Source organism: Rhizobium sp. CC1099, assembly GCF_029714385.1.
Classification (GTDB): domain Bacteria; phylum Pseudomonadota; class Alphaproteobacteria; order Rhizobiales; family Rhizobiaceae; genus Rhizobium.
Window position 1 is genome coordinate 2,710,131 of record NZ_CP121641.1, and the last position, 12,784, is coordinate 2,722,914.

At 60.8% G+C, this 12,784-nt stretch carries 10 protein-coding genes; 5 read left to right on the forward strand and 5 right to left on the reverse strand.

What is annotated here, in order from left to right; translation table 11 throughout:
- Positions 1 to 260 precede the first annotated feature (260 nt).
- Entirely contained in the window at positions 261 to 1,109 is an 849-nt protein-coding gene (locus QA644_RS13830) for a DUF6030 family protein (RefSeq protein WP_283069004.1), read from the forward strand.
- On the opposite strand, the gene QA644_RS13835 is transcribed toward QA644_RS13830, so the two are convergent.
- The 3 genes from QA644_RS13835 to ung form a co-directional block, all read right to left on the reverse strand.
- The gene (locus tag QA644_RS13835; RefSeq protein ID WP_283069005.1) at positions 1,110 to 1,718 is read right to left on the reverse strand and encodes an alpha/beta hydrolase; all 609 of its coding nucleotides are present in this window, start codon (positions 1,716 to 1,718) and stop codon (positions 1,110 to 1,112) included. It lies immediately after the preceding gene.
- An 11-nt stretch (positions 1,719 to 1,729) separates the two neighbouring features.
- A complete protein-coding gene (locus QA644_RS13840) occupies positions 1,730 to 2,662 on the reverse strand; it encodes a VOC family protein (RefSeq protein WP_283069006.1) in 933 nt (310 codons plus the stop codon).
- Between the two features lie 139 nt (positions 2,663 to 2,801).
- On the reverse strand, positions 2,802 to 3,503 hold the full coding sequence (gene ung, locus QA644_RS13845; RefSeq protein WP_283069008.1) for a uracil-DNA glycosylase: 702 nt from the start codon (positions 3,501 to 3,503) through the stop codon (positions 2,802 to 2,804).
- A 154-nt stretch (positions 3,504 to 3,657) separates the two neighbouring features.
- Between ung and QA644_RS13850 the strand changes: the two genes are divergently transcribed.
- The 4 genes from QA644_RS13850 to QA644_RS13865 all read left to right on the forward strand — a co-directional run bounded on the left by QA644_RS13850 (position 3,658) and on the right by QA644_RS13865 (position 8,978).
- Positions 3,658 to 5,085, forward strand: coding sequence for a phosphomannomutase (locus tag QA644_RS13850; protein ID WP_283069010.1), 1,428 nt, complete (start codon positions 3,658 to 3,660; stop codon positions 5,083 to 5,085).
- Between the two features lie 33 nt (positions 5,086 to 5,118).
- On the forward strand, positions 5,119 to 6,546 hold the full coding sequence (locus QA644_RS13855) for a mannose-1-phosphate guanylyltransferase/mannose-6-phosphate isomerase (RefSeq protein ID WP_283069012.1): 1,428 nt from the start codon (positions 5,119 to 5,121) through the stop codon (positions 6,544 to 6,546).
- A gap of 95 nt (positions 6,547 to 6,641) precedes the next feature.
- Positions 6,642 to 7,952 carry a UDP-glucose/GDP-mannose dehydrogenase family protein gene (locus QA644_RS13860; RefSeq protein ID WP_194727821.1) on the forward strand — a complete coding sequence of 437 codons (1,311 nt, stop codon included), beginning with the start codon at positions 6,642 to 6,644 and terminating at the stop codon, positions 7,950 to 7,952.
- Positions 7,953 to 7,961: 9 nt separating this feature from the next.
- Positions 7,962 to 8,978, forward strand: coding sequence for an NAD-dependent epimerase/dehydratase family protein (locus QA644_RS13865; RefSeq protein WP_194727822.1), 1,017 nt, complete (start codon positions 7,962 to 7,964; stop codon positions 8,976 to 8,978).
- Here the strand turns inward: QA644_RS13865 and QA644_RS13870 are convergent.
- Positions 8,926 to 10,773: a GGDEF domain-containing phosphodiesterase gene (locus QA644_RS13870; RefSeq protein ID WP_283069015.1), complete on the reverse strand. Its 1,848-nt coding sequence runs from the start codon at positions 10,771 to 10,773 to the stop codon at positions 8,926 to 8,928. The two genes, QA644_RS13865 and QA644_RS13870, sit on opposite strands and share 53 nt — an antisense overlap.
- A gap of 131 nt (positions 10,774 to 10,904) precedes the next feature.
- Complete coding sequence (locus QA644_RS13875) at positions 10,905 to 12,689, reverse strand: IlvD/Edd family dehydratase (protein WP_194727824.1); 1,785 nt, start codon at positions 12,687 to 12,689, stop codon at positions 10,905 to 10,907.
- Between the last annotated feature and the right edge of the window lie 95 nt (positions 12,690 to 12,784).

Here is a 12,784-nt window from a genome sequence, read left to right on the forward strand (position 1 = left end):
GACACGAAAATCTTCGCATCACAATTATCATGAAGCAACGCCGTTGAAATCTCAAGAGAATTACTTCGCAGAAGCAGCAAAGCGTAAATGACAGCACCGCTTTGGGGGTACCGCAGATTGGTTCGCGTGGCCGCTTCCGGCCGTCCTAGCGCAAACCAGGTGAATTCTTTGCTAATATAGCCCGTCCGGCGCTCAATTTGGTTGCAAGTCAAACCTGAAGCATGCTGTCTACAGTGGCGCATCTGCAATGAGTGAAAGCCTTGGCCACGCAACCGTCCGGCCTGCATATGAAAACGCCGCCGCCGCGCCGCAAGCGCCGCGCAGCATTGTGGCTGATGCTCACGCTTTCGATCTCGCTCGTTGCCGGCACGGTCCTGCTATCCAACGACATGCGCCATCTGCGCACCCTGGCAGCTTTGTCGGGCTACGGTCTCAACCTGCAGGTCCAGCAACCAGAACCACCGCCGCTACAGCTGGTAGAGGTTGCAAAGCCTGCTCCCCAGCTGCCGGTCAAGATCCCACCGAGGCTGATCGAGGTTCCGCAGCCCGAGCTCGCCGGAAATTTCCTGCGGACGTGGCGGAAGTCCGGACCGGACATGTGCGAAACGTTGCGCAAGGCAGGCATAGAGATGACTCAATGGCGTGCCTCCGCCATGGGCAGCAGCGCTTATGAATGCTCTTTTCAAGAGGTCTACAAGGAAGATGGGGAGCGCCCACTGAGTTCTGTGTTTCTGATCATTCGCGGAGATCGCAAAGGCGCGATTTCCAACATACGCGCCAAGATCGTCGGGCCGGCGACGGATAGCGCGGGCCGGCTCGATCCGTCTTTCATGCGCGTTTTCGAAACGGTGCTCGCACAATCGCACTGGCTGGATTTTCACGATGCCTTGAGCGCGATCCGAGAACTGAAGGATGTCAGAAAGGAAGGTTTTGGCGCGAGTGTCGTCTTCTCCCGCGAATTCAGCAGCGAGAACAGTTTCAATTTTATCATGACGATCAAGGCGGCACCCGGTCCGCAGATGCGGACCAGGGCCTTTTTTTCTACCGGACGCTGGATGCCCGCGCCGGACAATGAGGTCTCGGAAGCACTGCCGCCAATCTTCCGGTAGTTAGAAATAAGGCTCGAAGAAGCGCCGCACGGCGTCGATCTCGTTCGGACGGATGTCATGTCCGCCCGGGTGCCACTCGGTCTCGGTCGCAGCCCCCTGCCCGGTGAAATAGCCGGCGAGCGCTTGGGTCAGACCGACCGGAGAGATCGGATCACGTTCGCCCGCCGTAATCAGCACCTTGCGGCCCTGGAGTTCCCGATTCGCCTTCGGCCGAAACGGAATGAGAGGATGCATGAGCACCGACGCATCGAACAGCCCGTTTTCGATCAAGACATTCGCCAGGATGTTCGCACCGTTTGAAAAGCCGAGGCCAAGGATGTGCGACGCGCCGTGATCGACCGTCATGTCTTTCACGAAAGACGCCAACTTCTGCGTGGCCCTGGCAAGATCGTCCATGTCGTAGACGCCCTCGCCGGTGCGCTTGAAAAAGCGTGCCGCGCCGTGCTCCGAAACATCCCCGCGGGGAGAGACGATCGTCGCATCGGGCAGAAGCCGCCGTGCGAAGTCGAAGAACTGGTTTTCATCCCCTCCGGTGCCGTGCAGCACAAAGAGGATGGGTTTTCCCGGGGCACCGGCATGGAGCCGGTGCACATAGCTGTGGTCGTTCATCGATCTGCCCCTTAAGCTTCGAGCGGTTGCAGGTGCTGCTCGATCAGTTGCCGCAGATGCGCGTGCTGCTGCGGCAGCTTCAGCGCTTCGCCGAGATGAGCCGTGTCTTCGTCCCGGTCGAAGCCGGGTTCGTTGGTGGCGACCTCGAAGAGAATGCCGCCAGGCGTGCGGAAATAGATCGCCCAGAAATAATCGCGGTCGATGACCGGCGTCACCTGGTAGCCTGTATCCATCAGTGCCTTGCGCACCTCAAGCTGCTTTTCGCGGTTGTCGACAGCAAAGGCGACATGGTGCACGGAACCGGCGCCCGGCAGAGCACGGGAGATATTCGGCATCGTTTCGAGATCGACCAGATGCGCGCCGTTGCCGGCTGGCATCACCAGCCGCTTCACGCCGTCTTTCTCGTCTTGAACCTCATAGCCCATGAATTTCAAGAGTTCGGACGTCGCGCCCTCATCGCGAAGGCGCATGGCGACGGAGTGGAAGCCACGGATGGCGTGATCCTCGCCGATGCCGCCATGCGTCCAGGGCTGGCGGCCGTCGTCCCTGACTTCAACAAGCGCGAAACCGTCGCCATCAGGACCCGCAAAGTGCAGTCGCTTTTGGCCGAAGCTCTCGTCCGCCTTGAGACCGCTGACGCCGAGCTTGGTGAGACGGTCGCTCCAAAAGCCGAGCGAGCCCTCGGGAACGGAGAAAACGGTCGTACCGACTTCGCCGGTGCCCGGACGGCCCTGCGCCATCTTGGGAAACGGGAAATAGGTCATGATCGAACCCGGCGAACCGGTCTCGTCGCCATAATAGAGATGATAGACGTCAGGCGCATCGAAGTTCACGGTCTTCTTGACGCGGCGCAGGCCGAGCGCGTTTGTGAAGAACTGGTTATTTGTACGGGCGTCCTCCGCCATCGATGTGACGTGGTGCAGACCCTTGATCTGGTTGAGCATGTCGAGACCCCTTTCTTGCCCGCAGCGGCGAGCCTTCATGGGTCATAGATGATTGCTTGGAGCGATTTGGAATAGTCCCGGAGACCAAAACGCATTGTCTCCTTTTATTGAACACCGGTCCAGAGATGTTCAGAAAACTCTAGGCATCCTGGGGATTGGCGGGCAACTCCCAGTCGACGGGCGCGCGGCCGTGAGACTGCAGGAAAGCGTTTGCCTTCGAAAAATGCCTGCATCCGAAAAAGCCGTTATGCGCCGAAAGCGGCGACGGATGCGGCGCCTTGAGGACGAGATGACGGTCGGTATCGACAAAAGCCGCCTTCCGCTGCGCGTAGGAACCCCAGAGCATGAAGACGACGGACTCGCATTCCTCGTTGACCTTGCGGATCACCGCATCGGTGAAACGCTCCCAGCCCTTGCCCTGATGTGACGCGGCCTGCGCCTCCTCGACGGTCAGAACGCTGTTGAGCAACAGCACACCCTGGCGGGCCCAATGCTCCAGAAAGCCATGCCGCGGCGGCTTGATGCCGAGATCGGTTTCCATCTCCTTGTAGATATTGACCAGCGACGGCGGAATGCGCACGCCTGGTCGAACGCTGAAGCAGAGCCCATGCGCCTGTCCGAGGCCGTGATAGGGATCCTGCCCCAGAATGATGACCTTCACCTTTGCAAGCGGGGTGAGATCAAGCGCGCGAAAATACTCCGACCCTTTGGGGAAGATACGCTTGCCGCTTTGCTTCTGCACCAGCAGGAAATCCTTGAGCTGCTGCATGTAGGGACTGGAAAATTCGGGCGCGAGTGCCGCCTTCCAGCTCGCTTCGAGCGCGATGGTCTGTTCGCTCATCGATAGTCCTCGTTCCACCGAAGGGGGGATAGATTTGCCCTGAAAAGGGAGGCGCGCAATATTTTAGTCACCTATCGCGGCCAAAATTTACGAAGTATCGTCAGACTGGTGATAATCGCGCAGGAAAGCAAGCGTCAGCAAAGGCTTAACACGCATGAAATTTGGAACAAGCGGCCTGCGCGGCCTTTCCGCCGATCTGGAAGGCAGGGCGTCGGTGGTCTACGCGACAGCGTTCGGGCAATATCTTCTTGAGAGCGGGCGCGCGCAAAAAGGCGACCTCGTCATGCTCGGCCGCGATTTTCGCGATTCCAGCCCTGCAATCGCTGCGACATGCGCTTTCGCGCTGACCGCGCTTGGCTTCAGGGTCGCTGATTGCGGCACCGTCCCGACACCAGCGCTGGCATTTTACGGATCCCGAAACAAGGCCGCGAGCCTGATGATCACCGGCTCGCACATCCCGGCGGACCGCAACGGCATCAAATTCTACCGACCCGATGGCGAGATCGACAAGGCGGACGAAGCCGCGATTTCCGATCTTGCAGTCAAGCTCGACCGCTCCCTGCCTGAAGAGGCAATGGCGGAAAAAGCGAAGGTCGAGGACCGGTCCGGCGACTGCGCTAGAGCCTTCATGGCGCGCAATGCCGGCATTCTCTCCAAAAATGCCCTTTCCGGCCAAAGGATCGGCGTCTATCAGCATAGCACCGTTGCCCGCGACATGATGGTGCAGCTGTTGTCGCACTACGGCGCCGAAGCCATCGCGCTTGGACGATCGGAGACCTTCATCCCGGTCGATACCGAAGCCGTTTCGGCGCAGACCGTTGCGCTCCTCAAGGATTGGGCGCAGTCGCTGACCCTTGATGCGCTCGTTTCGGCCGATGGCGACGGCGACCGGCCACTGGTGACGGATGAGAACGGCACGCCCCTGCGCGGCGACTTGCTGGGGCTGATCACTGCGAATTTCCTGGATGCCGGGACCGTGGTCACGCCTGTCACCTCCAACTCCGGCATCGAAGCCGCCGGCGCCTTTGCCGTCGCCCGCACGCGCGTCGGCTCACCCTTCGTTATCGCCGGCATGCAGGAGGCGATCTTCGCAGGCAAGGACCGCGTGATGGGCTTCGAGGCCAATGGCGGTCTGCTGACCGGTTCGGATTTCAGCGTCAATGGCAGGACGCTGGAGGCACTGCCGACACGCGACTGCTTCCTGCCGATCCTGGCAGTCCTTGCGCTGGCAGCGGCGCAAAAGAAGCCGCTGTCGGTCATTGCCGCTTCCTACAATCTCCCGATCGCGGCGGCCGATCGGCTGGAGAACTTCCCCGTCGAGACGAGCGCAAAATTGATGGCTTACCTGCGCGCCTTGCCGGAAAACCTGGCGGATTTCCTGAAGCCCCTTGGGAGCCCCGCCACGGCAAGCGACATCGACGGCTTGCGCGTCACGCTGGCCGACAGGCGCATCATCCACTTTCGCCCCTCGGGCAACGCGCCGGAGATGCGCTGCTACGTCGAAGCGCAAACCGAACATGCCGCAAGCCAGTTGCTTGAAGCCGGACTGAGCCGGATCAGGCAGTGGGCCGGACAGAACTGATTGAAGACAGAAGATTTTGAGGAAACGCACCCGATGACGCAAAAGATCGTTCCCGTGATCATGGCAGGAGGCAAGGGCACACGCCTGTGGCCGCTGTCGCGCGCTGCAGCCCCCAAGCAGTTCATTCAGTTCATCGGCGACAAGACGCTGTTTCAGGAAACGCTCGCCCGCGTCTCCGATCCGGCCCTCTACGAAGCACCGGTCGTGCTGACCAATGAGGAATTCCGCTTCCTCGTGGCCGAACAGGCCCGCGAACTCGATCACGCGCTGAAGGCGATCCTGCTGGAGCCGGTTGCCCGCAACACCGCACCCGCCGTTGCCGCCGCTGCCGCCCTCGTTGCCGACCTTTTCGGCAAGGACGTGATCATGCACGTGCTTGGCTCGGACTATGAGATCGTCGCCGATCAAAGCTATTTCGACAGCGTCCGCGCCGCGCGCGAAACGGCCGCCAGCGGCAAGCTCGTGACCTTCGGCATCGAGCCGACCGAGCCGGCAACCGGCTACGGCTATATCGAAGGCGGCGAGAACCTTTCGGCAGGCGCACAGACCGTGAAGCGCTTCATCGAAAAGCCGCCCTTGGACAAGGCAAAGGAGATGGTGGCTGCCGGCGGCTTCTACTGGAATTCCGGCATGTTCATGTTCCAGGTGGGCGGGCTCCTCGCGGAAATGCGCAACTATGCGCCGGACGTCGTCGCCGCTGCCGGTGAGGCTGTTGCGAAGGCGACGCGCGATCTCGACTTCACCCGTCTCGACGCCCAATCCTTTGCGAAGGCCCCCAGTATCTCGATCGACTATGCGATCATGGAAAAGACGGCCAATGCCGCTGTCGTGCCATCGCCCTTCAAATGGTCAGATCTCGGCAGCTGGGATTCCGTCTGGAAAACCGGGACGCGCGACCCGAACGGCAATGTGGCGACCGCCAATACGACGCTTGTCAACAGCCGCAACTCGCTGGTGATGAGCCACGGCGTGCATCTTGCCGTCCAGGGGATGGAGGATGTCGCGGTGATCGCCAGTGAGGATGCCGTCTATGTCGGCAAGCTGCAGGACAGCCAGAGCGTCGGCGATCTCGTCAAGACGCTCGCCGCCCTGCCCGCAACGTCGAAACTGACGCAAACCCATCCGACCTCGTACCGGCCGTGGGGTGGTTATACCTCGATCTTCAACGGCGACCGTTTCCAGGTAAAGCGCATCTTCGTCACACCCGGCAAGAAGCTCTCGCTGCAGAAGCATCACCACCGCTCGGAACATTGGATCGTCGTCAAGGGCACGGCCGAGGTGACGATCGGCGAGAATGTGCAGATGCTGCGGGAAAACGAGTCTGTCTATATCCCGCTCGGCGAGGTGCACCGCCTCGCAAACCCGGGCAAGATCTTGCTCGAACTGATCGAAGTGCAGACCGGCTCCTACCTCGGCGAGGACGATATCATCCGCATCGTCGACGAGTTTGGGCGCAGCTGAGAAGTGGGGCTGTCTTGAATTTATAACGGTGCGCCTGTATCACGATCGCGTTTTGCCGCCGGCAGGCCGCGATCGTTTTTGATGAAGGTTATTCCATGCGCATTGTTATGATTGGTTCGGGCTATGTCGGTCTCGTCTCCGGCGCCTGCCTTGCGGATTTCGGCCACCACATCACCTGCGTCGATAAATCCGAAGCGAAGATCGACGCCCTTGAACGCGGCGAAGTGCCGATCTTCGAGCCGGGCCTCGATGCCATCATCGAGCACAACCGCAGCGCAGGCCGCCTGGATTTCTCCAAGGATCTGGCTGCACCGGTTGCCGACGCCGATGTCGTCTTCATCGCGGTCGGCACGCCGTCGCGCCGCGGCGACGGCCATGCCGACCTCAGTTACGTCTATGCTGCCGCGCGCGAGATTGCCGCAGCCGTCAGCGGCTTCACCGTCGTCGTCACGAAGTCCACCGTTCCCGTCGGCACCGGCGACGAGATCGAGCGCATCTTCCGCGAAGAGTTCCCCGGCAAGGACATCGCCGTCGTCTCGAACCCGGAATTCCTGCGCGAAGGTGCTGCCATCACTGACTTCAAGCGCCCCGACCGCATCGTCATCGGCACCGAAGACGCGCGCGCGACGGAAGTCATGCGCGAAGTCTACCGGCCGCTCTACCTCAACGAGGCACCGCTTTATTTCTGCGAGCGCCGCACGTCGGAGCTGATCAAGTACGCCGCAAACGCCTTCCTCGCCATGAAGATTACCTTCATCAACGAGATCGCCGACCTTTGCGAACAGATCGGTGCGGATGTGCAAAAGGTTGCCAAGGGCATCGGCATGGACAAGCGCATCGGCGACAAGTTCCTGCATGCCGGCCCCGGCTATGGCGGCTCGTGCTTTCCGAAGGACACGCTGGCGCTCGTCAAGACCGCGCAGGACTATGACAGCCCGATGCGCCTCATCGAAACGACGGTTGCAATCAACGACAACCGCAAGCGCGCCATGGGTCGTAAGGTGATCGCCGCCTGCGACGGCAGCGTGCGCGGCAAGAAGATCGCCGTCCTCGGCCTGACCTTCAAGCCGAACACCGACGACATGCGCGATGCGCCGTCGATCACCATCATCCAGGCCTTGCTCGACGGCGGCGCCACGGTTCACGTCTATGACCCGGAAGGCATGCAAGCGGCCAAGGAAATGCTCGGGCCGGTGACCTACGGCAATGACCCTTACGAGATTGCCGAGAGCGCCGATGCCATCGTGCTCGTTACCGAATGGGATGAATTCCGCGCGCTCGACTTCAAGCGCCTGAAGACCACGATGAAGAACCCTGTCGTCGTGGACCTGCGCAATATCTATCCCATCGCCGAAATCACGCGCCACGGCTTCAGCCACTTTGCCGTCGGCAAGAAGACCGAGTAGAGATAGAAAATGCATTACTTCATAACAGGCACCGCAGGCTTCATCGGCTTTCATCTCGCGCGGCGCTTGTTGCAGGATGGGCATCGGGTTACCGGTTTCGACGGCCTGACGCCCTATTACAGCGTCAAGCTCAAGCATATGCGGCATGCGGCTCTGGCGCAGTTCCCGGCCTTCAAGCCGGTGGTCGCCATGCTTGAGGATCAAAAGGCGCTCGAAGATGCGGTCGGCCAGGCAAAGCCGGACATCCTGATCCACCTCGCGGCCCAGGCCGGCGTCCGCTACAGTCTTGAAAACCCGCGCGCCTATCTGAGCTCGAACGTCGAAGGCTCCTGGAACATTCTGGAAACTGCCGAGCGCCACAATGTGCAGCATCTGATGCTGGCCTCGACCTCTTCGATCTATGGCGCGAACCCCCGCGTTCCCTTCCATGAGACCGACAGGGCCGACGAGCCCCTGACGGTCTATGCCGCGACCAAGAAGTCGATGGAGCTGATGGCGCACAGCCATGCGCATCTCTACAAGCTGCCAACCACCGCCTTCCGCTTCTTCACCGTCTATGGTCCCTGGGGCCGCCCGGACATGGCGCTCTTCAAGTTCGTAAAGAGCATGCTGGAAAACCAGCCGATCGAAATCTACGGCGAAGGCAAGATGAGCCGCGATTTCACCTATATCGACGATCTCGTCGAGTCGATCGTGCGGCTTTCCGCGATTATGCCTTCGGAAGAAAACCGCATCGCCGACGACAAGGTCGAGACGCTGTCCCGCCAAGCGCCGTTTCGTGTCGTCAATATCGGCGGCGGTCAGCCGGTCAGCCTGATGGACTTCGTGGAGACCGTGGAAAAAGCGCTCGGCCAGCCGGCGCAGCGCAAAATGCTGCCGATGCAGAAGGGCGACGTGCCGCGCACCTTCGCCAGCCCGGACCTGCTTGTCGCCCTGACGGGTTACAAGCCCGATACGAAGCTTGAAACCGGCGTCAGGGCCTTTGTCGAATGGTATCTGGAAGCCCGCCGGGAGCTCGAGCCGTAACCGCCAGCATCCGGCTGCCCGCGCCCGATTTGGCCGGGGTCCGGCCGGCCGGCGAAATGAGCTTGCCGATCTCCCCAGCCGGCATCGGATAGCCGAGCGCGTACCCCTGCAGCATGTCGCAGCCGAGCTGCGTCAACGCTTCGGCATGGCCCTCCGTTTCAACGCCTTCAGCAATCACGCCCACATTGAGCGCCTTGGCGATGTCGATGATCGAGCTGACGACACAGCGCTGCTCCTCGGATTCGACGATGTCAGTCACCAGTTGCCGGTCGAGTTTCAGGCATTTTGGGCGCAGCCTTGCCAACCCGATCAACGAGGCGTGCCCCGAACCAAAATCATCGATCTCGATATCGATGCCCATCTGTTTGATCTGATCGATGTTGCTCAGCAGCTTGTCATCGGGATCGTCGAGAAAGATCGTCTCCACCAGTTCGAAAGAGAATTCGCCCGGAGGAACCTCCAGCGCCTGCAGGCTGTCGAGCAGCGCCGGATCGAACAGCCGCGCGCTCGAAATATTGACCGCTATGCGCGGAACGGCGGTACCCCGATCCTGCCAATGCCGGCGATCCTCCAGCGCCATTTTCAGAATTGCCGCGTCGATATCCGCCGACAGCCCATTCTCATCCGCGGCCTTCAAGAAGACGGCCGGCGACAGCACACCCCTTTCTGGATGAATCCAGCGGGCAAGCGCTTCGAGGCCGGAAATCGACCGCGTCTTGGCGTCGAACTGCACTTGGTAATAAGGAACAATCTCTCCGCGCTCCAGCCCGCGCTTCAGCTCTTCGGCGAGACGCCGTTTGCTGAGCAGGTCCTCCCGCAATTGCCGGGTAAAGAATTCGATGCGGTTTACCCCAAGTTTCTTCGCTTGATAGAGCGCAAGATCGGACTCGGTGAACAGATTGCGCGTCCGCCGGCCGGCACTCCATGATATCCCGATCGAGGTACCGGACTGCAGCAATTCCTGGCCGAACCGGATCTTCTTTCGCAGCCGCTGCTGGACATCCGCGGCAATGCGCGTGAGCTCTTCGACACCTGCGAAATCCCACAGCAGAATGACGAATTCATCGCCGCCAACGCGCGCGACGAGGCTGTTTCCCGGAACGGCGGCCGTCATCCGCAGCGCGGCCGCACGCAGAACGGCGTCGCCTGCGGCGTGGCCATAGCTATCGTTGATCTGCTTGAACTGGTCGAGACCAAGGTGAAGGATCGCAAGCGTCGAGATCGACTTGTCGGCATGCAGTTCGACAAACCGCCTGTCGAACAGGCGGCGGTTGGGCAGCCCGGTCAGATAGTCATGTTCGGCAGCATACTCGATCCGTGCGTTGCTTTCCTCGAGCGCCCTTGCCCGCGCTTCGGCGACCTGCCGCTGACGCTTCAGCTCCGCGTTCAGCATGACATCAGCCGTGACGTCCCACTCGGCGCCGATGAATGAGGGAGCACCCTCTTCGCTGACGTAGAAATGCGCCCGCGAGCGCAAATGCCGGATTTCGCCGTTCGGCAGGATGATACGGAATTCGGAATTATAGGCGCCACGCCGGGCGATCGCCTCGTCGAATTCCTGCACTGCGCGTTGCCGGTCTTCCTGATGAACCGCGTCAAACCAAAACGATGTGGGAAGGACGCGCATGGTCTCGCCCGTTTGATAGAGCCGGTGCATTTGCGCATCCCAGAGGATCTGGTTGGTGCGCACATCGTGCTCCCAAACGCCGATCTGCGACGCATCGAGCGCAAGCTCGAGGCGCCTTAACAGATCCTGGAATTCCTGTTCCGACCGGGTCGGTGTCCTTTTCGGCAATTCGGTGTCTCAGACTTAAGCAGATGCGAGAAATCATAATACTGTCTCAAGCCCACATTAACGAAGCCTTTTATGGATTGCCGAGCTGGCTATTGGGAGTAACTTTCCTTACTCCCGCAGGAAATAATCGCCTAATGATTGTGGCGCGGCGGAACCCTTGCAATCTGCCGGAAGTCTGCCGCCCCTTCAAGTACCGCCCCTTCCGAAAGCTGACTGACCGACCGACGGTAGATCTGCTGCCACGGCGTCGCATCCGCCGGCACCGGCGGAATACCCTCGCCCTTGCGCCGTTCGATCTCGGCGTCGTCGACCAGCATGTCGCAGCGGCCCAGATTGAAATCGATGCGGATGATGTCACCGGTGCGAAGCCAGGCGAGACCGCCGCCGGCGGCACTTTCCGGCGAGGCATTGAGGATCGAAGGACTGTCCGCCGTACCGGATTGGCGGCCATCGCCGATCGTCGGCAGGCTGCTGATGCCGCGTTTCAAGAGGTGGTCCGGCGGCTGCATATTGACGACTTCGGCTGAACCCGGCCAACCGATCGGCCCTGCCCCGCGGATGACGAGGATGGTATTCTCGTCGATATCCAGCGACGGATCATTGATGCGCTTGTGATAGTCCTCGGAACCGTCGAAGACGGCCGCCTTGCCCTCGAATATGCCTTCACGACCAGGCTCCTGCAGGTAGCGTCTGCGGAAATCGTCTGAGACCACGCTCATCTTCATGATCGCGAAATCGAAGAGATTGCCCTTGAGTACGAGGAAGCCAGCCCGCTCCTTGAGAGGTTCCGCAAACGGCCGGATGACCTCACGGTCGCTTGCCTGCCGGCCTTCCAGGTTTTCGGCCAAGGTCTTGCCGGTGACTGTCCGACAGTTGCCGTCGAGCTTACCGGCCTGCAGCAGTTCCCACATGACCGCAGGCGTGCCGCCTGCCCGGTGATAGCGCTCGCCGAGATAAGCGCCTGCCGGCTGGACGTTGGCAAGCAGCGGGATATCGAAGCCATGGACCTGCCAGTCGTCGGGATGAAGCTCGACACCGGCATGTTTCGCCATGGCCGCCAGATGTGGCTGCGCATTGGTCGAACCGCCGATCGCCGAATTGGTGCGGATGGCGTTGAGGAAAGCCTCGCGCGTCAGGATATCCGACGGCTTCAGGTCTTCGAACACGATCTCGACGGCACGGCGCCCGGTGCGATAGGCCATCTGGCCGCGCTCGCGGTAAGCCGCCGGAATGGCGCCACAACCCGTCAGCGACAGGCCGAGTGCTTCGGCAAGCGCGTTCATCGTCGAAGCGGTGCCCATCGTATTGCAGTGGCCGACGGATGGTGCGGAATCGAGCGCGGCCTGAAGAAACTCTTCGCGGTCGATTTCGCCGGCACCGTATTTGCGCCGCATGCGCCAGATCACAGTTCCCGATCCCGCCAGTTCGCCCTCGTGCCACCCATCAAGCATCGGCCCGCCTGAAAGTACAATGGCGGGAATATCGACGGTTGAGGCCGCCATGATCGCCGAAGGAGTGGTTTTGTCGCAGCCGGTCGTCAGCACGACGCCATCGAGCGGATAGCCGTAGAGAATTTCGACGAGCCCGAGATAGGCGAGATTGCGGTCGAGTGCGGCCGTCGGACGCTTGCAGTTTTCGAAGATCGGATGCGTCGGGAATTCGATCGGGATGCCGCCGGCATCGCGGATACCGTCGCGCACCCGCTTGGCAAGTTCGACATGCACCCTGTTGCAGGGCGTGAGATCGCTGCCGCTCTGGGCAATCCCGATGATTGGTTTGCCGCAGCGCAACTCTTCCGGTGTGATGCCGTAGTTCATGAAGCGCTCCAGATAGAGCGCCGTCATGTCGATATGGTCAGGATTATCGAACCAGTCCTGCGAACGCAGGCGGCGCGTCGGCGGCTTGTAGTCGTTCATTCTTTCCTCCAGAACGGGCAGCAGGCATATATTCCCGAATGGCTCCGTCCATCCGATGTACGTTCATCAAGACATAAACCTGCGACGCCTCCATG

What these genes read in the sequence shown, in the direction of transcription:
- QA644_RS13865 (WP_194727822.1), top strand. Translation starts at nt 7,962, where the DNA reads ATGCATTACTTCATAACAGGCACCGCAGGCTTCATCGGCTTTCATCTC.
- QA644_RS13840 (WP_283069006.1), bottom strand. Translation starts at nt 2,662, where the DNA reads ATGCTCAACCAGATCAAGGGTCTGCACCACGTCACATCGATGGCGGAG.
- QA644_RS13855 (WP_283069012.1), top strand. Translation starts at nt 5,119, where the DNA reads ATGACGCAAAAGATCGTTCCCGTGATCATGGCAGGAGGCAAGGGCACA.
- QA644_RS13860 (WP_194727821.1), top strand. Translation starts at nt 6,642, where the DNA reads ATGCGCATTGTTATGATTGGTTCGGGCTATGTCGGTCTCGTCTCCGGC.
- QA644_RS13835 (WP_283069005.1), bottom strand. Translation starts at nt 1,718, where the DNA reads ATGAACGACCACAGCTATGTGCACCGGCTCCATGCCGGTGCCCCGGGA.
- QA644_RS13850 (WP_283069010.1), top strand. Translation starts at nt 3,658, where the DNA reads ATGAAATTTGGAACAAGCGGCCTGCGCGGCCTTTCCGCCGATCTGGAA.
- ung (WP_283069008.1), bottom strand. Translation starts at nt 3,503, where the DNA reads ATGAGCGAACAGACCATCGCGCTCGAAGCGAGCTGGAAGGCGGCACTC.
- QA644_RS13875 (WP_194727824.1), bottom strand. Translation starts at nt 12,689, where the DNA reads ATGAACGACTACAAGCCGCCGACGCGCCGCCTGCGTTCGCAGGACTGG.